Source organism: Hippea alviniae EP5-r, assembly GCF_000420385.1.
Classification (GTDB): Bacteria; Campylobacterota_A; Desulfurellia; order Desulfurellales; family Hippeaceae; genus Hippea; species Hippea alviniae.
The window spans coordinates 584,945-607,939 of the sequence record NZ_ATUV01000001.1 but is presented as its reverse complement, the minus strand read 5'-3'; the positions used below and the strand labels follow the sequence as shown (position 1 = coordinate 607,939).

Annotated in this window: 25 protein-coding genes; 5 read left to right on the top strand and 20 right to left on the bottom strand. The window is 36.6% G+C overall.

Annotated features, from left to right (window positions below; all coding sequences use genetic code 11):
* Positions 1–55 precede the first annotated feature (55 nt).
* From G415_RS0103265 to G415_RS0103250, 4 genes are read left to right on the top strand one after another with little or no spacing between them, the layout of a single operon-like run.
* Positions 56–367 carry a hypothetical protein gene (locus tag G415_RS0103265; RefSeq protein ID WP_022670161.1) on the top strand — a complete coding sequence of 104 codons (312 nt, stop codon included), beginning with the start codon at positions 56–58 and terminating at the stop codon, positions 365–367.
* Complete coding sequence (gene dcd, locus G415_RS0103260) at positions 364–915, top strand: dCTP deaminase (RefSeq protein ID WP_022670160.1); 552 nt, start codon at positions 364–366, stop codon at positions 913–915. The genes G415_RS0103265 and dcd overlap by 4 nt, the downstream gene beginning before the upstream one ends.
* Positions 916–930: 15 nt before the next feature.
* Positions 931–1,686, top strand: coding sequence for a YebC/PmpR family DNA-binding transcriptional regulator (locus G415_RS0103255; RefSeq protein ID WP_022670159.1), 756 nt, complete (start codon positions 931–933; stop codon positions 1,684–1,686).
* Positions 1,686–2,090 carry a PaaI family thioesterase gene (locus G415_RS0103250; protein WP_022670158.1) on the top strand — a complete coding sequence of 135 codons (405 nt, stop codon included), beginning with the start codon at positions 1,686–1,688 and terminating at the stop codon, positions 2,088–2,090. Before G415_RS0103255 ends, G415_RS0103250 begins: the two co-directional genes overlap by 1 nt.
* A gap of 2 nt (positions 2,091–2,092) precedes the next feature.
* Here the strand turns inward: G415_RS0103250 and G415_RS0103245 are convergent, their stop codons facing one another.
* The 9 genes from G415_RS0103245 to G415_RS0103205 all read right to left on the bottom strand — a co-directional run bounded on the left by G415_RS0103245 (position 2,093) and on the right by G415_RS0103205 (position 10,724).
* Positions 2,093–3,238: a glycosyltransferase family 4 protein gene (locus G415_RS0103245; RefSeq protein ID WP_022670157.1), complete on the bottom strand. Its 1,146-nt coding sequence runs from the start codon at positions 3,236–3,238 to the stop codon at positions 2,093–2,095.
* A 32-nt stretch (positions 3,239–3,270) separates the two neighbouring features.
* Entirely contained in the window at positions 3,271–4,587 is a 1,317-nt protein-coding gene (locus tag G415_RS0103240) for a sensor histidine kinase (protein WP_022670156.1), read from the bottom strand.
* Positions 4,584–5,255 carry a response regulator transcription factor gene (locus tag G415_RS0103235; RefSeq protein WP_022670155.1) on the bottom strand — a complete coding sequence of 224 codons (672 nt, stop codon included), beginning with the start codon at positions 5,253–5,255 and terminating at the stop codon, positions 4,584–4,586. The genes G415_RS0103240 and G415_RS0103235 overlap by 4 nt, the downstream gene beginning before the upstream one ends.
* Complete coding sequence (gene phoU / locus G415_RS0103230) at positions 5,252–5,911, bottom strand: phosphate signaling complex protein PhoU (protein ID WP_022670154.1); 660 nt, start codon at positions 5,909–5,911, stop codon at positions 5,252–5,254. The genes G415_RS0103235 and phoU overlap by 4 nt, the downstream gene beginning before the upstream one ends.
* A 15-nt stretch (positions 5,912–5,926) precedes the next feature.
* Positions 5,927–6,682 (bottom strand): phosphate ABC transporter ATP-binding protein PstB, encoded by a 756-nt coding sequence (pstB, locus tag G415_RS0103225; RefSeq protein WP_022670152.1) that lies wholly within the window; start codon positions 6,680–6,682, stop codon positions 5,927–5,929.
* Entirely contained in the window at positions 6,679–7,524 is an 846-nt protein-coding gene (gene pstA, locus G415_RS0103220) for a phosphate ABC transporter permease PstA (protein WP_022670151.1), read from the bottom strand. The genes pstB and pstA overlap by 4 nt, the downstream gene beginning before the upstream one ends.
* The gene (pstC, locus tag G415_RS0103215) at positions 7,517–8,452 is read right to left on the bottom strand and encodes a phosphate ABC transporter permease subunit PstC (protein ID WP_022670150.1); all 936 of its coding nucleotides are present in this window, start codon (positions 8,450–8,452) and stop codon (positions 7,517–7,519) included. The genes pstA and pstC overlap by 8 nt, the downstream gene beginning before the upstream one ends.
* A gap of 65 nt (positions 8,453–8,517) precedes the next feature.
* Positions 8,518–10,185: an HD-GYP domain-containing protein gene (locus tag G415_RS0103210; RefSeq protein ID WP_022670149.1), complete on the bottom strand. Its 1,668-nt coding sequence runs from the start codon at positions 10,183–10,185 to the stop codon at positions 8,518–8,520.
* A 98-nt stretch (positions 10,186–10,283) separates the two neighbouring features.
* Positions 10,284–10,724, bottom strand: coding sequence for a hypothetical protein (locus tag G415_RS0103205; protein WP_022670148.1), 441 nt, complete (start codon positions 10,722–10,724; stop codon positions 10,284–10,286).
* A 157-nt stretch (positions 10,725–10,881) separates the two neighbouring features.
* Here G415_RS0103205 and pstS point away from each other — a divergent pair, with 157 nt between their 5' ends.
* The gene (gene pstS, locus G415_RS0103200; RefSeq protein ID WP_022670147.1) at positions 10,882–11,901 is read left to right on the top strand and encodes a phosphate ABC transporter substrate-binding protein PstS; all 1,020 of its coding nucleotides are present in this window, start codon (positions 10,882–10,884) and stop codon (positions 11,899–11,901) included.
* Between the two features lie 10 nt (positions 11,902–11,911).
* On the opposite strand, the gene G415_RS0103195 is transcribed toward pstS, so the two are convergent.
* Genes G415_RS0103195 through metK form a run of 11 tightly spaced genes read right to left on the bottom strand, consistent with a single transcriptional unit; the run spans position 11,912 to position 22,984 of the window.
* Positions 11,912–13,558, bottom strand: a complete 1,647-nt coding sequence (locus tag G415_RS0103195; RefSeq protein ID WP_022670146.1) for a molybdopterin-dependent oxidoreductase — start codon at positions 13,556–13,558, stop codon at positions 11,912–11,914.
* Positions 13,546–14,265, bottom strand: coding sequence for a Wadjet anti-phage system protein JetD domain-containing protein (locus tag G415_RS0103190; protein ID WP_022670145.1), 720 nt, complete (start codon positions 14,263–14,265; stop codon positions 13,546–13,548). Before G415_RS0103190 ends, G415_RS0103195 begins: the two co-directional genes overlap by 13 nt.
* Positions 14,255–15,778 carry an ArnT family glycosyltransferase gene (locus tag G415_RS0103185; RefSeq protein ID WP_022670144.1) on the bottom strand — a complete coding sequence of 508 codons (1,524 nt, stop codon included), beginning with the start codon at positions 15,776–15,778 and terminating at the stop codon, positions 14,255–14,257. The genes G415_RS0103190 and G415_RS0103185 overlap by 11 nt, the downstream gene beginning before the upstream one ends.
* Positions 15,779–15,786: 8 nt before the next feature.
* Positions 15,787–16,344, bottom strand: a complete 558-nt coding sequence (locus G415_RS0103180; RefSeq protein ID WP_022670143.1) for an isochorismatase family protein — start codon at positions 16,342–16,344, stop codon at positions 15,787–15,789.
* A gap of 15 nt (positions 16,345–16,359) precedes the next feature.
* Positions 16,360–16,677, bottom strand: a complete 318-nt coding sequence (locus G415_RS0103175; protein WP_022670142.1) for a hypothetical protein — start codon at positions 16,675–16,677, stop codon at positions 16,360–16,362.
* Positions 16,670–17,593, bottom strand: a complete 924-nt coding sequence (locus tag G415_RS0103170; RefSeq protein ID WP_022670141.1) for a Ppx/GppA phosphatase family protein — start codon at positions 17,591–17,593, stop codon at positions 16,670–16,672. The genes G415_RS0103175 and G415_RS0103170 overlap by 8 nt, the downstream gene beginning before the upstream one ends.
* Position 17,594: 1 nt before the next feature.
* Positions 17,595–18,842, bottom strand: a complete 1,248-nt coding sequence (locus G415_RS0103165; protein ID WP_022670140.1) for an inorganic phosphate transporter — start codon at positions 18,840–18,842, stop codon at positions 17,595–17,597.
* The gene (locus tag G415_RS0103160; RefSeq protein ID WP_022670139.1) at positions 18,839–19,504 is read right to left on the bottom strand and encodes a TIGR00153 family protein; all 666 of its coding nucleotides are present in this window, start codon (positions 19,502–19,504) and stop codon (positions 18,839–18,841) included. Before G415_RS0103160 ends, G415_RS0103165 begins: the two co-directional genes overlap by 4 nt.
* Before the next feature lie 10 nt (positions 19,505–19,514).
* A complete protein-coding gene (locus G415_RS0103155; protein WP_022670138.1) occupies positions 19,515–20,540 on the bottom strand; it encodes an Mrp/NBP35 family ATP-binding protein in 1,026 nt (341 codons plus the stop codon).
* Between the two features lie 25 nt (positions 20,541–20,565).
* A complete protein-coding gene (gene ahcY, locus G415_RS0103150; RefSeq protein WP_022670137.1) occupies positions 20,566–21,822 on the bottom strand; it encodes an adenosylhomocysteinase in 1,257 nt (418 codons plus the stop codon).
* Position 21,823: 1 nt separating this feature from the next.
* Positions 21,824–22,984, bottom strand: coding sequence for a methionine adenosyltransferase (metK, locus tag G415_RS0103145; RefSeq protein WP_022670136.1), 1,161 nt, complete (start codon positions 22,982–22,984; stop codon positions 21,824–21,826).
* Between the last annotated feature and the right edge of the window lie 11 nt (positions 22,985–22,995).

Genomic DNA, 22,995 nt, shown 5'->3' with positions numbered 1-22,995 from the left:
AGACATTAAATAAGTAATATTTCCAAGATGTGAAACAAATTTATGGAGGCAAAAAATGGCAAAAAATATTTTTGACCCTTTTGAAAGCTATGGAGAGACAAGTGAAACAACTTATGAAGATGTAAAAGAGTTCGTAAATACTGTTCTTGATAAAGCTCCACACTATGCCATAATAGAAGAGCTTGAAAGCATCGCTGAATATGTTGTTTTAATCGAGAAAATACTCGATGAGAACGGTATAGATTTCTCGGATGAAGCCTTATACTCAAAAAAAGCAGAAGACCCACGATATGTAGATGAACAAAAAAAGTTATTCCTATTGCACTTTGCAGGTAAAATAGTAAGAAAGGAAGGTTCTGTAGTATGAGCATCAAAAATGACCGCTGGATTATAGAGATGGCAAAAAAGGGCATGATAGAGCCCTTTGCAGACAGGCAGGTCAGAGAAAGTGTCATCTCTTATGGTGTAAGTTCGTATGGCTATGATATGCGTATAGCTGATGAGTTTAAAATTTTTACCAATGTGAATAATACGATTGTTGACCCTAAGGATTTTACGGAAAAGAACTATGTTGATTTTAAAGGTGATGTGTGTATCATACCACCAAACAGCTTTGTTTTGGCACGAAGTGTTGAGTACTTTAGAATCCCGCGAAATATACTTACAATATGCGTTGGTAAGTCAACCTATGCAAGATGCGGGCTCATTGTTAATGTAACGCCATTTGAACCAGAGTGGGAAGGTTATGTAACCATAGAGATATCAAACTCAACGCCAATTCCGGCAAAGGTTTATGCATTTGAAGGCATAGCTCAGGTGCTGTTTTTTGAAGCAGATGAAGAGTGTCTTGTAAGTTATGCAGACAAAAAAGGCAAATATCAAAAGCAGATGGGTTTAACACCGCCAAAACTATAAAAAAGGGAGGGTAAAATGTCCGGACACAATAAATGGAGCACAATAAAACATAAAAAGGCAAAAGAAGATGCAAAAAGAGGAGCGATATTCACAAAACTAATAAAAGAGATAACAATTGCGGCAAAATTGGGTGGTGGCAACCCAGAGAACAACCCAAGACTCAGGATGGCTATAGAGAAGGCAAAAGAAGCAAATATGCCAAAACAGAACATAGAAAAAGCTATAAAGAAGGGAACAGGCGAATTACCGGGTGTAACTTATGAAGATGTCGTGTATGAAGGATATGGGCCAGGTGGAGTTGCAATGATAATTGAAGCAACAACGGACAATAGACAGAGAACAACGGCAAGCATAAGGCATCTTTTGAATAAATTCGGTGGAAGTTTGGGTGAAACTGGCTGCGTATCGTGGATGTTTGACTATGTTGGATATATGACATTCGATAAGAACACAACAGATGAAGAAGCCCTGTTTGAAGCAGCTTTAGAAGCAGGTGCAACAGATGTTAGAGAGAACGAAGAAGACGGTGTTTATGAAGTTATAACAGAAGTCAAAGAGTTTATGGCAGTAAAAGACGCTTTAGAAGAAAAGGGATTCAAACCACAAACTGCAGAACTTACAAGAATCCCACAAACAACCGTTAAATTAGAAGGTGAGAAAGCGATAAGTATGTTAAAGCTTATGAGCGCTTTAGAAGATGACGACGATGTTTCTCATGTTTATGCAAACTTCGACATCTCTGATGAGATAATGGAAAAGTTTGAGCAGTAATGAACTTAGAAAGAATAAAGGCTTTTCTTTCTGAAAATGACAGGTTTGGCAAGCTTATAGATACAAAGCTTGTTGATGTTAAAGAAGGTTATGCAAAAGCTGTTGTGAAGGTTAAAAAGGAGCATCTAAACGCCGCCTTTGTGGCTCAAGGCGGCTTACTTTTTTCTCTTGCCGATTTCGCTTTTGCAGCAGCTGCAAACTCTTACGGCAGAGTTGCCCTTGCCATTAACGGACAGATATCATTTCTAAAACCCGCAAAAGAAGGCGACACCCTAACAGCCGAAGCAAAAGAGATAAGCAGAAGCTTAAAAGTGGCAGTATATAGAGTGGACATATTAAACGATAAGCAGGAGCTGATAGCAACATTCACAGGCACAGCATACTTTAAAGATAAGCAGTTTTAAGGTTAGCAACTTGAATCCAAGATTTCTATAATTTTATCAAAAACAGAACCAGAAGGGTAAGAAGAGATTGTTTTATAAGCATTCTTTGAAAGTGTATTAATATCGCTATTGATAGCTCTTTTCATCTTATCTTCTATCTCTTTTGGGTTTGTAGGGTCATTTATAAGAAAACCATTCTTGCCTTCAACAATAATCTCACTTGTTCCGTTATAAATGCTTGATACTGGCACAACCCCACATGCCATAGCTTCCAACACAACATTGGAACTAACATCAAAAAGGGTAGGGTAAATAAGCACATCAGACGCATTATATACAATCTCTATCTCTTTTACTTTGCCAAACCATATTACCACATCTTCTATTTTAAGTTTCTTGACCACTTTTAAGAAAAATCTATCAGAACCATTGCCAGCTATAAGAAGCTTAAAATTAAGGCCACTCTCCTTGAGTGATTTAACAGCGTAAAGCAAATATTGAAGCCCTTTTAATCTATGGTTCGTCGATACAAAGCAGAAAACAAACTCATTTTTAATGCCAAATCTCTTTTTTGCTTCACTCTTATTAGAAGGTTTAAATCGGTTCAAATTAACACCGTTTCTCAGGATAACGATTTTATCTTCATCAAATCCAAAGCAGTCAACTATCTGTTTTTTAACAAACTCAGATGGTGCTATTATTAATCTTGGTTTTTTTACCCTGAAAGTTAGATACTCTATAAATATATTTATCCAATGATAAAGTGAAAGATACTTTCTAAGTTTATAGAAAAACCTGCCAGTTTTAGAGACATACTTTAAAGCTGCCCTTTTAAAATAGTATTTGTGAACACCGCCGCCAGATCTGTAAATATCCTGATAAAATGTTTTTCCAAAACCAAATATACAGATACTATTATCTTCTTTTTTTAGGCTTTTTGCCTTCACATACGAAAAAATCGCAAAAAGAAGAGTTTTTACTGCACCATGTGGCACAAAAAGATTAACCTTTTTAAGGGTTATGCCGTCAATCTCTGGAAAATCTTTAATTTTGTATGAATAAACGACAACATCATACCCTTTCTTTGCAAGATAATGCGTAAACTCATAAACAACCTTCTCCTGACCGCCATATTTCTGATAAGATTTATAAAAAACAACTATCTTCATCGTAAGGATGTTATTAAAATAGACTCATATTTTCAAGCATAGGGTATCTTTATCGTAAACTTGCTGCCTTTTAGTGGTTCACTTTTCACATCTATACTGCCACCATATAACTGAACAATATGTTTAACTATGGAAAGACCAAGACCTGTCCCACTTATCCTTCTATTTCTTCCCTTCTGCGTTGTGTAAAATCTATCAAATATATACGGTAAATGCTTCTGACTTATACCTGAACCTGTATCTTCAACTATAATTGTAAACTCAGAATTGCTGCTTTTACACTCAATCTTTACATGTCCATTATCGGTGTATTTTATGGCGTTATCAACAAGATTCCAAAGTATGGATTTTATATAACCGCAAGGGACAGAGACACTTTTATCTTCTATCTCAACCATAAAATCAATACCCTTCTTTTTCGCTAAATTACCAAATGAGATTTTGAGCTCATCCAATATATTCGAAAGGTTGCATTCTCCCTTTATAGGCTCTTTCTGTTTTTCTAATCTGTGAAGCGTTAAAATATCTTCAACAAGTTCTGCCAAATTTTTTGCGTTCTGGTGTATATAGCCAAAAAACTTTAAGCTCATTTTCTCATCAATTCCGCCTCCAAGCAGTGTCTCTGAGTATCCCAAAATCGATGTAATTGGTGTTTTAAGCTCGTGTGATGCATCTTCAAAAAACTTGGCTTTAAGAAGTGCATAATTTTTCTGTTTGGTTATATCCCTTATTACTACCAATTTTCTATCGTCAAGAGTTATAGATTTTATAAAAAACCACCTGCCTTGACTTTCTATCTCCTTTTCAAGCTTATCGCTTTTTAAAATCTCTTCAAAAACATTAACAAACAGATGATTGGACAACAGGTCTATAATATTGCCACTTGAATCCTTTATACCCAAAAGCTCACAAGCCTTTTTATTTAAAAGCTCAAGATTGCCCTTATTAAGCAGAAGTATGCCATCATCTATTGAATTAATCACAAACTTCAGCTTATTTTTCTCTTCTTCAATTATCAAATTATTCCTTTTAAGGGTTTTATAAATCTCCTTTATACCAGAGAAGAGTTTAACAAGCTCCCTATCATTGAAGTGCGGAAATTCTGGCTCTTTTGAGTTTTTTAAATCGTCAACAACATCCCTTAGATATTTGTAAACCTTCTCTTCTCTATTGCTTAAAAAAACTGCAAACCCAAAGGCAAAAACAGTAAAAATAACCAAAAGAGAAGCAATACCATCAAAAAGTTTATCGACAGAGCAAACTCTTGGATAGAAATACACAGCTATAAAAAAGATTATCAGCAAACCACCAAGAAGAAATATGCTAAAGAGCCTGATAAACCTTTTCATAAAGAGAGCTTATATCCTATTTTGGGTATGGATTTTATTAATTTTCCCTTGTCTTTGAGCTTTCTTCTTATCTTTGAAACATGAACATCTATAGTCCTATCACTTACAGAAGCATCAATACCCCAAACAGTTTGAAGAATTCTATCCCTTGTCAACACCTTTCCTTTATTCTCAATCAACAACTTTAGTATATCAAACTCAGTTTTTGTAAGCTCAAGCTCTTCTCCATCAACCCTTGCAATAAACTCATCTGGCTGTATCTCAATGCCGAAAGCTTCAATAATATTAAAACCACCACCTTTTACCCTTCTTAATATGGCTTCAATCTTTGCAATCAACACCTTAACAGAGAACGGTTTAACCAAAAAATCATCTGCACCAGTTTTAAGAAGCTTAACAAACAACTCATCGCCCGTCTTTGCCGTTATTATCAGAACAGGTAAATCACTTTTACCTTTGCCTTTTATCAAATCCAAAAACTCTTCACCTTGAAGACCAGGAAGCATTAAATCAAGCAATATAAGGTCAATATCGCTGCTTTTTAAAAACATCAGTCCTTCGTTTGCATCTTTTGCAAGTATGACTTCATAGCCTTCCTTTGCCAAATTAAACTCTATAAGCTCGGCTATATAATCGTCATCTTCGATTATTAATATCGTCCCTTTCACTCTTTTTTCCTTCTATGTTTTACTATCTCACCTGTTGCAGTGAATATAGCAAGCTCGGCTATGTTTGTTGCCTGGTCTGCTATTCTCTCATACGCTCTTGCAACATACATAAGTCTTAATGCAGTTTTTATATTATGAGCATCTTCAAGTATATATGTCATAAGCTCTCTTATTATTTGAATTTCCAAATTATCAACAATCTCATCCTTTTTTATTATCTCCCTACTTCTGTCAACATTTCTATCAAGAAACGAATCAACAGCATCTCTAACCATTCCTACTGCTATGTCTCTCATTTTCGGTAAATCGATATATGGCTTAAGCTGTGGATACTTGTTTATCTTCAAAGCCCACTCAGCTATATTCACAGCATTATCAGCAACGCGTTCTATAGCAACATTCGCTTTAACACACGATAAAATAAATCTTAAATCACCGGCTTCTGGATGCCTTATAGCACATATCCTTACCACTGTCTGGTCTATATCATTATCAATCTCATCAACGAGATTGTCTGTTTTTATAACATCTTCAAGCAGCTCCGACCTTCTTTCAAATAAGCCTTCTGATGCTTTTTCAACCATATTTAGAGAAATTGACGCCATTTTTGATATCTTAATCCTTAACATTCTAATATCATCGTCTATTCTAACCATAAATCCCCCTTTTTATCAACCGAACCTTCCTGTTATGTACTTTTCAGTTAACTCTTCCTTCGGATTCGTAAACAGCTTTTCTGTTCTTTCAAACTCTATCAGATGCCCTTTAAATAAAAATGCGGTAAAATCAGAAACCCTTGCAGCCTGCTGCATGTTATGGGTAACTATGAGTATCGTTGTAATCTTTTTTAAGTTAAACAGAAGCTCTTCAATCTTTGATGTTGCTATAGGGTCAAGTGCACTCGTAGGCTCATCAAACAGTATAATATCAGGTTCAACAGCCAAAGCCCTTGCTATAACCATTCTCTGCTGCTGGCCACCACTCAAAGCCAAAGCAGACGAATACAGCTTATCTTTCACTTCATCCCATAAAGCGGCTTCAATTAAAGCTTTTTCAACCCTTTCTCTTATTATGTTCTTATCTTTTATGCCTTTGAGTTTTAATCCGTATGCAACATTGTCAAATATAGACATGGGAAACGGCGTTGGCTTCTGAAACACCATACCTATCTTACTTCTTAACTCTATAAGGTCTTTAACCTTCAAAATGTTTTCGCCTTTATAGAGTATCTCACCTTCGTATCTATTGCCTTTATAAAGGTCATGCATCCTGTTAAAACATCTCAAGAATGTTGTTTTACCGCATCCAGATGGGCCAATTAAAGCTGTAATCCTGTTTTTATAAATATCCATATTTATGTTGTGCAATATCTGGGTTTTGCCATAAAAAAAATTTAGATTCTTCACACTCAAAAGCACCTGATTCATCTTTTTGAGAACCTCCTATTTATGAGAAACCTTCCAATTAGAGAGAGAAATAGAACAGTTGCAACTATAACAAATGAAGCCCCCCATGCGAGTTTATGCCACTCTTCATACGGCCCCATCGCATACTGATATATCGTGACGGTTAGAGATGGCATAGGTTGGTTAGGGTTAATTGTGAAAAACGGATTGTTGAAAGATGTGAACAAGAGTGGCGCTGTCTCTGTTGCAACTCTGGCAACTCCAAGCAAAACACCGGTAAAAAGACCTGCGGCAGCAGAGCGATACACGACATCCTTGATAACTTTATAATAAGGCGCACCCAAGGCAAATGCTGCTTCTCTTAACTCCCACGGAACGAGATTAAGCATCTCTTCTGTTGTTCTTAAAATTGTTGGTATCATGATAATTGCAAGTGCTACCGCTCCTGCATATCCGCTGAAATGCCCCATAGGCCTAACCATTATGCTATAAACGAATGTTCCAACAACAATGGATGGCAAGCTTATCATTATGTCTGCAATGTCGCTTACCAATTTTGAAAACTTTGAATTTCTGCCATACTCTGCAAGAAATGTGCCACCCATGATGCCAATAGGTATCCCAACTATTGATGCTATAACTGTTATTATTCCTTGACCAACAAAGGCAGACCTTAGACCGCCACCGGAAAATCCAGGTGGTGCAGGGTCTTTTAAAAATAGAGACCAGTTTATAGCAGAAAAGCCTTTTTGAAGAACGCTAAGGATGATAAAAACAAGCCAAAAAAGACCTAAGCAAGCAGCAAAAACACTTAAACTTAAAGCTATCTTATTGGCTATCTTTCTTTTTTTTATCCTATCCATCCCTTTTTGCTCCCTTCTTGACCAAAAATTTTGCAATACTAAGTAAAAAGAAGCTCAAAAATAGCAAAATAAATCCCAAATAAAACAGAGATGAGACATACAGATTAAAGTCTGCTTCTGTAAACTCATTAGCAAGTGTAACGGCAATCGTCGTTGAAGACTTAAGGAGCGAAAGATGAATAGAATGGTCATTTCCAAGCACAAAAGCAACAGCCATTGTCTCACCCAAAGCCCTGCCTGTTGCTATGATAATGCCGCTTAAAAGCCCAACCTTTGAATACGGTATTATCACATCTTTTATAACTTCCCATTTTGTCGCACCCATAGCATAGGCAGACTCAGACAACTCCTTTGGCGTTAACTCGAAGTTATCCCTTGCTATAGAAGCTATAAATGGGATTATCATTATGCTTAAAACAAGGCCTGCGGTTAATAAATCTATACCTAAGGGTGTGCCTTCAAATAAGATTCTTAAGCCGGGTATTGGAAAAAATACTTTCTGCAGTGCTGGTTCAATGTAATTTCTCATAACGGGAGCTAAGCTAAACAGACCCCACATGCCGTAAATTATGCTTGGAATAGTTGCAAGCAGTTCAATGGCTGATGAGAATATGCCTTTTAATGACTTTGGGCATATTTGAGTTATAAAAATGGCAATACCAAATGAAGTTGGAATTGCAAACAGAAGAGCAATTATAGTTGTCATAATTGTTCCATAAATTGAAGATGCTCCACCAAATATATGCCTTGGCGGATTCCACTCTTCATGAAATATAAAATGAAAAACACCAAAATGCTTTATTGCATCAAGAGAAGCTATAAGAAGAACTATGAACATCGCAACAACTATAGCAACAGTTAAAATGGAAGATAGGACTGTTAAAAAGAGAAAAATCTTATCTTTTGCGGCAAATGTTCTTCTTCTCATCAAAAACAGGAGATATATAAAAAATGTTAAAAAAGTATTAAATTTGCATTAAAGAAATGTAAAAACTACAGCGGAGCGTTTTGTTTTGATTGTTTGTAGTAAATTGCCCTATGTATAAGTGCGTCAGTTTTTTCCGAAATATTGAAATATTCAAAATATACAAGCTCATACTCATGCCTATCCATAATATTAGAAACCACGGCAGGAATAGTTATAGTATCCTTTAATGGTTTCATTTTCAATAAAACTGTTTCTCCTACAGTCAATCTGACATTGGATTTTTCCACCCTTGCTGATAGTGATTTAGATCCAAACCTTTCAACTCTTATCTTCACAAATACTACACTCTCCTTTTTGGAATCAGCAGATTTTGGTGAAAATCTCAAGGGTATAGCTATAGCATCAAACTCCCAAAGAACACTCAAGTTACTGACACTAGTCTCAGAAGGCCCTTTTATGACCAAGCTAATGGATGATGAAGAGCTAGATATGACGGCAGCTTTAAAGTCGTATATAAAATCAAAAAATGGAAACTGAACCCTTATTATCTCCCTGTACGAAAATTCAATATCTACATCATCATTAAAGCTTACTCCTAACATCTTATTATTGGCATACTCAACAGAACCCTGCAAAAAAATAAGCTTTCCATTCTTAGATGCTATAATGGTGGCCGGCTTGCCAACACTATTTATGTTGTCAAGTATCGATACATCAAGCTCTTTTCTGGAATAAAATTTATCTATAGCTTCTATAGAATTTCTTACTATATCCTCGCCAAAAACATCATAAGACTTCTCTATCAATGAAATAATCTTCTTAACACCAAAACCCTTTCTATCTGGTCTATCGGAGTACAATCCATCTACAACTTCGCACAAAGCAAGTATTTTAGACTCAAGTGGTATATTGTCTCCTGTATAACCGTAATAACCTTTACCATCAACTCTCTCATGGTGATAGTAAGCAATCTCAACAATATCTCCCATGAGTGGGTTATGTTCAAAAATCCTCTTTAAATTCTTTGGATGTTGTTTTATTATCTCTAACTCTTCTTTTGATAATTTGCCTTCTTTATAAAAAACATCTCTAGGTATATACATCTCACCTATATCATGTATTAAACCAGCATAATACAACTTTCTTTGCGACTCTTTATCTAATCCCATTTTTTTAGCTATTGCAACCGCCAAATCAGCAACCCTAAAAGAGTGATAGAATGTTCTCGGCCTAGCACTTTTTATTATATTTAGAGCATTCATAGAGAAATATCTTCTCGCTGTATCATTTCTTATACTCATAAACACTTCAACCAAATAAGGCAAAGATTCGTTTATCAGCTTTTCTATAATGCTTTTTGTGGATTCTATTACTGTAATATCTCTTGCCAAAAATTCACAAATAGCTATTTCTTGTCCATACACTCTAATTTTTTTTATATAAATTGAAGAATCCTCGCCAAATCCATCATACAAAAACATATGCTCGCCAACAGCTTTGCCTGTAAATTCACTCTCAGATTCGTTACCTGTAAGTTTATCAATAGCATAAATATTAGATAGTTGCATACCTTTATAATCAGGCAAGAAACCTTTATGGGAATCGTAAACATTAAATAGAAAATATTGCCTACTACCAAGCACAAAAAACAAACTAAACCTAAACTTCTCATTCTCTATTTTGGACAGATATAAGGATATAAGCTCCTTTAGCTTTTTAGTTGGGTAACCCATTACACTAAGATTCTATCTTAACCTTAATAAAAATAACCATAAATTTATTATCTCTAAGTGAAGCACACATCTTATCTTAAAAAATTTAAAAATTATTATTACTCAACTTTATCAATCCCCATGTTTATGCAACCTAAAGCTGGGTTGTCTCCCGTTGTTGTAAAATACAAATAGTATGTCTTTGATGACCTTAGCTCTTCTTTGCAATCAAAGATGCGTTTCTGACTTTTTATGTTAAAATCAGTGCAATCGACAACAAGTTCGTAATTAAAATTTCTTGAAAGCAGTTTGCCTTCAAAATCAACCTTATCCGATGTTGAATATATCCTGTAATCACCATCATTTTTAACCCTAAACTTAAACAGGGCTTCTGCATTTTTAGAGTTCAAACAGACATCGAAGGATTTATGAGTTATGATAAGGTTTAGATTTTTTGCGCTCTTGAGCATATCTTCTATTTCGCTTGCTTCTTTAGCATAAGAAAAATAGGTAAATGCAAATAGAAGCAGACTTGCAATGAAAATGGATTTTTTTAACATAACAGCCCTCCTTCTTATTCTCAAACTAAAGATTACCATAATTTGCCTAATTTTCCATAAAAAAAATCACTTAATAACTTCTTAACAATTTTTACAAAAGCCCTTTACAGTTAAACGATAAATTCAAGGCGAAAATTCAATTTTAGGAGGTGTTTGTATGAAAAGCTTGTTCAAGCTCATCTTGGTTGTCGCAGTTATTTTTGGTTTTAACTTCTCATCTAACGCATCAAACCTAATAAACGGAGCTGGCGCAACTTTTCCCTATCCCGTTTACACGGCATGGGCTTACGAGTATTACGGTGCAACCGGAATACGGGTAAATTATCAGGGTATAGGCTCTGGCGGCGGCATAAGGCAGATAACAAAAAGAGTCGTAGATTTTGGTGGTTCAGACAAAATGCTATCTCCAAAAGAATTATCAAAAAGAGGGTTATATCAATTTCCGGCTATTGTTGGCTCTATAGTTATAGTTCAGAACATAAAAGGTGTAAAGGATGGTAAATTAAAACTTTCTAACAAAGCAGTATGCGACATATTTATGGGAAAAATTAAATATTGGGACAATCCAGAAATAAAAAAGGATAATCCATCACTAAATCTGCCGCACAAAGTTATAACCGTTATTCATAGGTCTGAAGGCTCAGGAACAACCTGGAATTTTACATATTGGCTATCCCACATTTGTCCAGATTGGAATAAAAAGGTTGGATACGGCAAGGTTGTTGATTGGCCGACAGGCAAGGGTGCTAAAGGCAATCAGGGTGTGACCAACTATATAAAACAGATACCTTACTCCATAGGTTATGTTGAGTATGCTTACAAACTTCAAAACAACCTAAAAACCGTTCAGCTTCAAACAAAAGAAGGCAACTTTATAAAACCAACCGATGAATCGTTCAAGTCCGCAGCAGCAAGAGCTTCTTGGTCTTCCAAATCGTCATTTTACATACCTTCAAATCTTCTGCTTGCAGATGGTAAAAACAGCTGGCCTTTAACCGTTGCCACTATGATACTGCTTGCCAAAGATAAACCGGAAAGCAACAAAGCAACAATCAAATTCTTCGACTGGGCATTCAAACACGGCGACAAAACAGCACAACAGCTTGGCTATGTGCCTTTGCCAGAAAGCGTTAAAAATATGATAAGAGATTATTGGAAAAACAGGGTTCTAAAGTGATAAGGAAGGGTTAATGCCCTTCCTTTTTTATCTCAACGAATGTATCGTTGTATGCTATAGCCCTTTTTGTATCCGTCGGAATGCTTTTAAAGATTCTGTTTGTTTTTGGACTTCTGCTTTTGTAAACAAGTGCTATATTGCCTTTTACTTTATCTGTAATCGAAGCAACAAATGTCTCGCTTTTCTCGTTATTGACAACATAAACAGTTTCACCTTCTTTTATATCAAGATTTGATGCTATCTCTTTTGACAAATAAACCGTCTCGTCGTTTAAATGTTTGCCCTGAGAGTTTAGATAATCTCCTTTTGCTATACTTAAAAACCTAACCTTTCCCTGTTCGTTAAACGGCTCTTTTAATCCTATCTCTCTAAAATTGACTCTTCTTGTTGGCTTTTTGGATGTAAAAATGTCATTCAAATTCACATCAATTTCAAAATCCAAAAGTTTAGCAACTCTTTTTGCGGCATCAAGATCACTAATTCCTTTAACAAGCGGTTCTTTTTTTAGGGTTTTGTCAAAAAAATAGCTCCCTTGAATATCCTTTTGAGCAAACATTCCGCTAACCTTTATAAAAATATCGGCAAGAGATGAAGACTCCGTAAGACTCGTATCAATAGAAACAAAAAACTTACTTTCTAAAGCCTTTTGCCAAATATCAGCGTCTGGCAAGCTCATAACAGGGTTTGAAGCCACAACAATAAAGGCATCAAAAAAGTTATCTTTTAACAAATCCGCAATATCACTTATAAAAACCCGATTTCTTGGTGAGATATTGGGCTTTTTTAAGCCTTCTTTTGATGAGCGAGAGTAAAACAGAAAATCGAGATTACCGCTTAAATAGGCAAGTCTGTTTATCCACTGAATTGAGTTTTTACCATTTCTATACCTTTGAAGGCCGTATCCTTCGATTATGGCTATATTTTTGTTGTTTTTGAACAACTCAACCAGATACTCAAACTCTTCATATCTTAAACCCGTCTTGTAAAAAGCAGACTCACTATCGGCTAAATTCTCATAACCCAAGGCATCTATTAGAGCATAAGCTAAAGACCCATCTGCTGCCGGATTTATTCTTATAAACTTGCCAAGTTTTGCCGTCTCTGTCCTTATCGGGTCGATATATACAATCGGTTTGTTTAAAATTTTCAAATACATGTAAAGGTGTGGCGACACCGCAAAGGCGTTTTTGCCAAAAATAACAACTGCATCGGCTTTTTCAATCTGTTTAATATCAGGATTAACACAACAACCAAAATCTTCAATATGAGCTTCTATACCCGTCTCATCACACGGACTGCCGTCAACAAAATAGACATTATCAAATTTAGAGAATACACAATCCCATCCAAACATTGCATACCCAAGATTACCAGAGCCACGATAGTAAAGAATCTTTTTATCTTTAGAGCTCTTCAAAAAATTGGCAAACTCTTTCAAGGCAGTATCAACACTTACCCTTTTACCATTAACCATGCTTTCTGCATTGTTATCCAATATCTCTCTTTTATAAAAATCGCTTAACTTCCTGCAGACAAATGGCTTTTTTAGAAAATCCCACCCTTTTGGCTGAATTTTAAGATTTTCACCTTCTATCCATGCATTAAACTCACATGTATCTGGGCAATCCTTTGCACAAAACATTCTCACCTTATCCATCTTGGCTTATTTAACTCCTTTCTGTAGAATAAAACCTGTAAAAACTCCTGCTCTATCCTTACCTTTTTCTCTTTCAAAAATTCCACCAGCTCTTTTAGGTGCTCAAAATCTTCAGACTCACACTCATCCTTAGGTAAAGGGAGATTATAATGCTCAACAATAAATTTAACAGTTTCAAAATCGGGATAAAACTCTATATTGCCAAAAAACCTTTTAAAAGAGTTGAAAATTGCAACGCCCTGACAATCAACATCACCGAAAAATACCAGTTTGTTGAAGGTTAACTTTTCAACAAAATGGCTTATCTGTTTGGTCAAGTGAAATCCTTTATTGTAAAGAAAGATTGAGTTGTTGGGCTTTTCGCTCATGAAAAATGAGAGATTCTCACTTATAATAACATCACACTTAACCTGTTTTATGCTTTTTACATCACCACCAAAAAAGGCTGCAAGATGCAGTTTCTCTGTCAAGTCCTTTATATTTACACCATTAATCTCAAGCTCGGTATCCGTTCTTATGTAAATAATGTTCGGTCTTTCAACTATAGCAAGAGAGTTAAACAAATCGGCAAGTGGTTTATTCTTTTCAATAAGCTTCGAATCACCAAATAGAAAAGCAGAGCAAAATCTTATATCTTCTCCTTTATACTCTGTTTTCATAAAGTTCAATATCTTCTCTTTGGCTTTTTCTAAATATCTATTGTCCATGAATTAAAAGAAGAGCTGTTCTTCTATCCTTATCTATCATGTTTGAATACAGAATTTTATAATCAAAACCCTTTAAATCACCCAAGTATTTATCCTTTGTGTATAAGAGATAATCCTTACTCTTAGGAAGGGCATTGACACTTCTATACTCTTTTTGACACAATCTTGTATAAGCCACGAGCGATTGGTTAAACACCCTATACTCAACTAAAGGCAAGTGAGTTTTTACAACTTCTCTCCAGACTTTTGGTGTTGCCCTGTATGGTTCAAACTGGACAAGAAATACAAAAGCAACAATCGTAAGGGCGATAGTTTTATAAAAAATTGACTTAACAGGGTCTTTGTAAAAGTTCAAAAGCCCAACGAAGAACATTCCAAAAAAGAGAGTCGGAATAGCATAATAGATGCCCATCTTGTAAACATAAAAAGAGAGAACAGCTCCTAAGATAAACTCAATCAGAAACACTACGGCTGCCTTAATCCTATTATTTTTAAATTTAGAAGCATATGCACCAAACATGATTGACAACGGCAAAAAACCAAATGCTATATAATGGGCAAGTTTGTTTCTCGAGATAGAAAAGAAAAGAAAAACCCACAGAAACCAAGCAATAAGAAACTGTGTTTTTCTATCCTTGAAATCAATGCTTCTAAAAAACTCAATAAAATAGGGCAACCACAGATACAAAACTGCTATAGCTATAGGAAAGAAGTAAAAGAATGAGTGCGGGTGTTGGTCTGCTCTTCCCGTAAACCTTTCTATATTGTGATAAATAAAAAACTTATTTACAAACTCCATCCCATACATTTTATAAACAGCTATATACCACGGAAGACTGACAAAAAGAAACAAGAGAAACCCAGCGCCATTTTTTAAAGAAAAAAACTCCTTTAGACCGCTTTTTCTTTCAACTATCCAGAGATACAAAAAATAGGTAAAACCAACACTAACAATGCCTATAGGCCCTTTAACGAGAAATGCTAATGCCGTAAAAAACCAACCCAAGCAGTATCTATTTTTAATAAAATAGTAAACACCCATAAGCTCAAACAGAATAAGGCTCATATCAGGATAAACAGCTCGAGAAAGATAGAAGAAAAATAGAGTTGAAACAAAACCAACAACAGACCTTTTTGCAGCTTCTTTATCAAACAACTCATCAGCTAACTTGTAAATATAAACAGCAGTAAACGAAGCTGTTATAATTGAAGGCAGTCGTGCTGCATACTCAACTATACCAAGCGGGTCTATTCCAGCCTTTATCAAGCCATCAACAAAAAACACTTTAAAAAACAAAACAAGCTCCCAATAGTAAAGGATGGGCTTGTCAAACCTGATATGGCAGTTAAAAAAGGGCACTACATAGTTGCCTGTTTCTATCATGCGCAGAGCTGCATCTACATATTTTGGTTCATCAGGCGGGAAAAATGTAATACCAAACGAACCTATTGAAAAGAGCAGAAGCGAGTATAGGAAAATAGACCGTTTATCTTTTAAAAATCTCTCAAACAATTTCTATCTTATTCTCTGCCAAGAATAATCTTCTGAAGCTTTTTAAACGAGTCTGTCCCAGCAAACTCAATCCAATAAAATACGATGGTTTCTGCTGGTATTACTGCTATGTTCTGGCCGTTATAAAAGTCCATAGCAGTGCTGTAAAACTCATCTTCCCTTGAAGTTGTTCCGTCTTTAGCTATGACAACATCGTATCCTGCATTTTTAAGGTCAATGGCTGTTGAAAGAACACAGATATGAGACTCTATACCAGTTAAAATTATTGTTTTTTTGGAAGAACTTTCTATCTCTTTTTTTATCTCATCAATTTTCAATGCAGAAAAAGACATCTTATCAAAGCGCTTAGCGTTATACTTCTCAAGTAAGGACTTCAAAGGCTCTATCGTCTCACCAAGTCCCTTAGGATACTGCTCTGTGTAAATCATAGGAACATTAAACTCATTTGCAGCTTCTATGAGCAACCTTATGTTCTTTGTTGTTCTTTCAAGATTTTTCATAACTTTGCAGAGTTTCTCCTGCATATCAATGACAATTAGCATGCAGTTATCCCTTTTTAGCTCCATAACTGCCTCCTTCTTTTAACCTTTTAGATAGGTTGAGATTTTTGACACATCCGACTTTTTCTTTCTAAACTCTTTCTCCATCTCTTCTTTCTTTTTTGTTATCATCTCAAGCAGCTCGTTATTATCCTTTATCATATTCTCTATCTCTTTGGCTTCTTCATCATCGACACTCTCCAAAACAAGCACATCCTTAAGCTGATAAAAAAGAGTGTTTCTCTCTCTAAAAAGTTTATCGGCTTCTGCAAGATTAAACTCATCAGCGTTTAGAATCTCTCTTAAAATTTTAGCATTCTCTTTTAATTTCTCATAAACTTCTTTTCTTGAGCTATCCACTGCATAACTCCTTAAGCACAACACCTTCCCTTAAGCTGCCGTTTGTTGTAATAAGATACTCCTTTGAGAAAAAATCAAGCAGTCTGTAAACAAGATAAGCTCCCACAACTATAACATCTTCTCTGCCTTTCTCTAATATAGAGAAATGTTTTAGTCTCTCTTCGGAATTAATTTTCATCATGTATGTTAAGATATCGTAAATTTTAGATTTATTCAAGCGATACCCTTCAGTTTTTTTATACGAATACTCTTTAAGTCTCATATCTATTGCTGCAAGCGTTGTTACAGTTCCAGCATTTGCCACAACAAGTTCAACATCTTTGTCGGGATTGAATTTTTCAAACTCAGCAATAAAATAATCTATAGCTTCTCTAAGTTCATCCATAGTCGGCGGGTCATTTTTAACAAAACCTTCAAGCAGCTTAACTACGCCCAAAGGCACACTAAAAGAGCTCTTCAACTCATCAGAAAAAGAGAACATAAACTCTGTGCTTCCACCACCAATATCGAATGCAACCCACTTTTTACCCTTAACAACATCTTTTAAAAAGAAAACAATACCAAGATGGGTAAGTTCTGCTTCTTCCTTCTCATCTATAACCCTTATATTCAAGCCAATTTGTCTTTTAGTTTCATCTATAAACTCATCTCTGTTTTTTGCTTCTCTTACGGCACTTGTTGCAACGGCAAAGATATCTTTACAGTCAAACTCATCAATTATGTTCTTGTAACCTTTCAGTATATTCAAAGCTCTTTGGATTGCCTGCGGTTTTAGAGTCTTTTCAGGTAAAAAAGATTCACCAAGCCTTGCTATTCTGCTTTTTTGGTAAAGAAAATCAAACCTGCAACTATCTCTTTTTTCAACAACAAGAAGACGGATGGTATTTGTGCCTATATCAATCGATGCATATCTCATCTCAACCCAAAAATAGACCCTTCAAAGCCATAAATATTGCAGCAGAAAGGGCAGCAGCTATAGGCAAAGTAAGAAGCCAAGAAACAACTATATCCTTCAAAACCTTCAAATTCAAAGCGCCTATACCACGAGCAAGACCAACACCTATAACAGCACCAACAAGCGTGTGAGTTGTCGAGATGGGCAAACCCATCTTGGAGCAAACCAGAACAGTTGTTGCAGCACCAAACTCTGCGGCAAAACCTCTTGATGGTGTCATGTCGGTGATTTTACGCCCGACAACCAGGATAACCTTATATCCATACATAGATAAACCGGCAACTATACCAACGGCACCAATACTCAAAACCCACATAGACATCTCAAGATGCTTATGAGAAGTCAAAGCAGCAGCATAAACAGCACCCATCAAAGGCCCAACAGCATTTGCCACATCGTTTGCACCATGAGAAAACGCCATGTAAGATGCGGTTATAACCTGCAAAATAGCAAAAACACGCTCAACCTGTGGATATCTTCTCTTGTAGGGTAGGGTAGTATCAACGGGTATATTGCTAACTATCTTATAAATAACGGCATAGAAAACAACACTAACACCTGCAGCAATAAGTAAAGCGTTTGTAAATGTAAAGTTTAAATGTAAGTTTTTCAAACCTTTATAAAGCATCGAGAAAACTAAAACCATAGAAACCATAAAAGCCAGAAATGGAGCATACTTTTTTGCAGCAACAACGGGTTTCTCATCTGCTAAAATCTTTTTCGAGATAAAGAGAAATATAAAAAATGATATAATCCCACCGGTTATTGGTGAAACAACCCAGCTTGCCACTATTGTTGCAACCTTTCCCCACTCAATCGAAGACAAACCATGCGTAACAATACCAAAACCCATAACACCACCAACTATGGAATGAGTGGTTGATACAGGCATTCCAAGTTTTGTTGCAAGGTTAACCCATAAAGCTGCAGCAAGCAGTGTGGCAAGCATTCCGTAAGCAAAAATCATTGCATGCTTAGAATAAGCAAACGGGTCAACTATGCCTTTGGCAACAGTGAGACTAACATGGTTGCCAACAAGCATAGCTCCAGAAAATTCAAATATAGCGGCGATTATTATAGCCTGACGAAAGGTTACACTACGGGCACCAACGCTTGTTCCCATTGCATTGGCCACATCGTTGGCTCCTATGTTCCAAGCCATATAAAAGCCAAACGCTGCGGCCAGAAGAACAATTATTAGCGGACTCATTGGGATATAATTAGCCTAATCCTGTTTGCCATTTTTTCAGCAGCGTTGGCTATATCGCCCGTAGTCTCAATTATCTTCATCCAAAGCATTAACGACGCGCAGTCAAGACCTTCTGTATTCAAAACGATTTTTGTCAAGTCATACTGAAAAACATCAGACTCATGTTCGCTTTCGTTAATTTTGTCAAGCAGTTCAACTATGTGCCTTGCTTCAGGACCTGTAAAACTTGCCTCTCTTAGTGTTTCGAGTTCGTCTATAACACTTTTCGAAAGTTCAACAACTTTTAGTACAACTTTAACAAAGTCATCTATCTTTTTCTTTAACTCTTCCGGAACGGCAATCTTTTTAAAGGTCATCAACACTCCTAAATCTTCTGTCCTATCAGCTATAGCATCCATAGATGTTATAATCTGGAGCAAATCACCTCTTGCAACAGGCATAAATATACTGTTTGGCAAGCTTTGCCTTATACTATTCTTTATCTCATCCGTTCTATATTCATGGTCAGATATCTCTTTTGCTGTCTGCTGCACTTTCTCATAATCACCATTAACAAAAGCATCGTAAAGCGATGGTATCCTGTTTGTGCACTCCATCACTTCCCGCATCATCTCGCCTATTGCTATAAACGGCGACTTCCTAAATAAATCAAAAATACCCATAAAGCCTCCTTTAGCTTAGGGCTTTAACCTTTTCAACAATATTCCTTGCTACATCTTCAAAGGCTTGAGCCACAGGCGAAGTTGGATTTGCAATTACAATTGGTTTACCCTTATCTCCACCTTCTCTGACTTCAACATCTATAGGTATCTCACCTAAAAATGTCAAACCTTTATCTTCTGCAAATTTTCTTGCTCCACCATGGTCGAAAATGTCCGTTCTTGCTCCACAATGTGGACAGACAAAATAACTCATATTTTCCACAACACCCAAAGTTGGAATCTTTAGCTTTTCAAAAAAGTCATAAGCCTTTGCAGCATCGCTCATGGCAACATTCTGCGGGGTTATTACTATTATCCCACCTGCAACTTTTGTTTCTTGAGCTAAAGTAAGCTGAGCATCACCAGTGCCAGGGGGTAGGTCAACCATAAGAAAATCAAGATTACCCCAGCTCACGTCTTCCAAGAACTGCTTTATTGCCTGATGAATCAAAGCACCTCTCCAAATTATTGCTGCATCCTTAGGCACAAGATTCCCTATGGATAAAACCTTTATCCCATACTTCTCCGTTGGCAGAATCTTATCTTTATGATTAGGGTCAAGCATTACAGGCACACCTTCAATACCCATCATTGTTGGTATATTAGGACCATAAATATCAGCATCAAGCAATCCAACTCTATACCCAAATTTAGCCAACGCCAACGCAGTGTTAACACTTACCGTGCTTTTTCCAACACCACCTTTACCCGATGTGGTCGCTATAACCCATCTAATGTTTGCAACCTTCTCTTTTTCTTCAACAATTTTTTCTATCTGAAGTTCAACATCTTCAACACCGTCAATCCTTTTTAGAGCAAGTGGAATGCTCTTCTTAAGCATATCAATTACGGCTTGATTCTTCTCTTTCGTCTTTATCTTAACAATAACTTTTCCACCATCAACTTCTACATCATCAATTATCCCTTCTTTCACAACGCTATGGGTTTTTCCCGGATAAAAGACCTTCTTTAGCTCATCCATCACTCTATTTTTCATGGCTTATCTCCTTAAAAACTTTAAATTATGTTCCTATCGTCCAACTTACCAAATACTCCCTTTGCTCTTCTGTTAACTCATCATGTTCAATGCCCATAGATTTAAGCTTCAGTGTTGCTATCATATTGTCAAGTTCGTCTGGCACTTTATAAACCTTTTTCTCAAGCTCAGCTCCGTGCTCAACAAGATACTTCGCAGCCAAAGCCTGATTGGCAAAACTCATATCCATAACAGAAGATGGATGGCCTTCAGCAGCAGATAAATTAACAAGCCTACCTTCAGCAAGCAGGTAAATTCTCTTTCCGTTTTTGAGCTTATACTCCCTTACAAACGGCCTTATATCCCTTTCTGATACAGATATCTCCTTTAGACCTTTCACATCTATCTCTATATCAAAATGCCCAGCATTGGCAACAATTGCACCATCCTTCATCAACTCAAAATGCTCTTTTCTTATAACATGCATATCACCCGTAACCGTGCAGAAGAAATCACCAACCTTCGAAGCTTCAGCTATGGGCATAACCCTAAAGCCATCCATAACAGCTTCGAGTGCCCTTAAAGGGTCAACTTCCGTTACAATAACATTCGCACCCATTCCTTTAGCTCTTGCTGCAAGGCCTTTTCCACACCAACCATATCCACAAACAACAAACACACTGCCTGCAATTAGTCTATTTGTTGCTCTAATTATACCATCAATTGTTGACTGGCCTGTTCCGTATCTATTGTCAAACATGTGTTTTGTGTTTGCATCGTTTACTGCAATAACAGGAAATGCCAAAACGCCGTTCTTTTCCATACTTTTTAGTCTTATAACACCTGTCGTTGTCTCTTCCGTTGAGCCTATAATATTCTTTGCTTGCTCTTTTCTGTCTGAATGCAATAAAGAGACAAGGTCTGCTCCATCATCCATTGTAATATTTGGGTTTTTATCCAAAACAGCATTTAAATGCTTGTAGTATGTATCTCTGTCTTCACCCTTAATAGCAAAAACTGGTATGTCGTAATGCTTAACCAAAGCTGCTGCAACATCATCCTGTGTCGAGAGTGGGTTTGATGCACACAGATAAACATCAGCACCGCCCTTTTTTAGCGTTATCATCAGATTTGCCGTCTCTGTCGTAACATGCAGACATGCACCTATGGTTTTACCTTCTAAAGGCTTATTCTTCTCAAAATCATTCTGAATGGACTTTAAAACATCCATTGTTTGAAAAGCCCATTCTATTCTGTCTTTACCTAAATCAGCTAAAGACAAATCCTTTACATCGTAATCCATTTTATAACCCCGCCTTTTTTCTTAACTCTTCTGCTTTATCTGTTCTCTCCCAGGTGAAATCCTTATCGTTTCTTCCAAAATGTCCATAAGCTGCTGTCTTTTTATAAATTGGTCTTAGAAGGTCAAGTGTCTCTATCATGCCCTTTGGCGTCATATCAAATGTGTCAACAATCAGTTTTTTGATATCTTCTTTGGGCAATTTACCCGTGCCGTATGTGTGAAGCATAATGCTGACTGGCTCTTCAACGCCGATAGCGTACGCAAGCTGAACTTCACATCTTTTTGCTATACCTGCTGCAACAATGTTCTTGGCGATATAGCGAGCCATATAAGCACCGGATCTATCAACCTTTGTTGGGTCTTTTCCAGAAAAAGCACCGCCACCGTGAGCTGCAACACCACCGTATGTATCAACTATAATTTTTCTTCCTGTTAAGCCTGTATCTGCATGTGGACCGCCGAGCACAAATCTACCTGTTGGGTTTATGTAAAGTTTAATGTCTGGGTCCCATAGCTCCTGCGGAATTACATATCGTATAACATATTGAACTATATCCTTTCTTAGTTGCTCAAGCTCTATGTTTGGGTCATGCTGAGCAGACACAACAACAGCCGTAACCTTATCCGGATTAAACCCCTTGTATCTAACTGTAACCTGCGTTTTACCGTCAGGCCTTAAGTAAGGCAGCAATCCCTGTTTTCTAACATCTGCAAGCCTTTTTGATAGCTTATGAGCCAGCACAATTGTAAGTGGCAGATACTCTTCAGTCTCATCTGTTGCATAGCCAAACATCATACCTTGGTCACCTGCACCAAGCTTTTCTCCCTTGTCAACACCCATTGCTATATCAGGAGATTGCCTATCAATAGAAGTAACAACAGCACAGGATTTATAATCAAGGCCATAATCGGCATTTGTATAACCTATCTCCTTAATGGTCTGTCTTACGATTTCTGGTATCTCCGCATATGTTGTCGTTGAGATTTCACCAGCAACAAAAACAATGCCTGTTGTCAACATAGTCTCACATGCTACGCGACAATTCTTATCTTCTGCTATGATAGCATCTAAGATTGCATCTGAAATCTGGTCAGCAACCTTGTCTGGATGACCTTCTGTTACGGATTCTGATGTAAAAAGGAAGGTTTCATTGGCATTCATCTGGCAGGCTC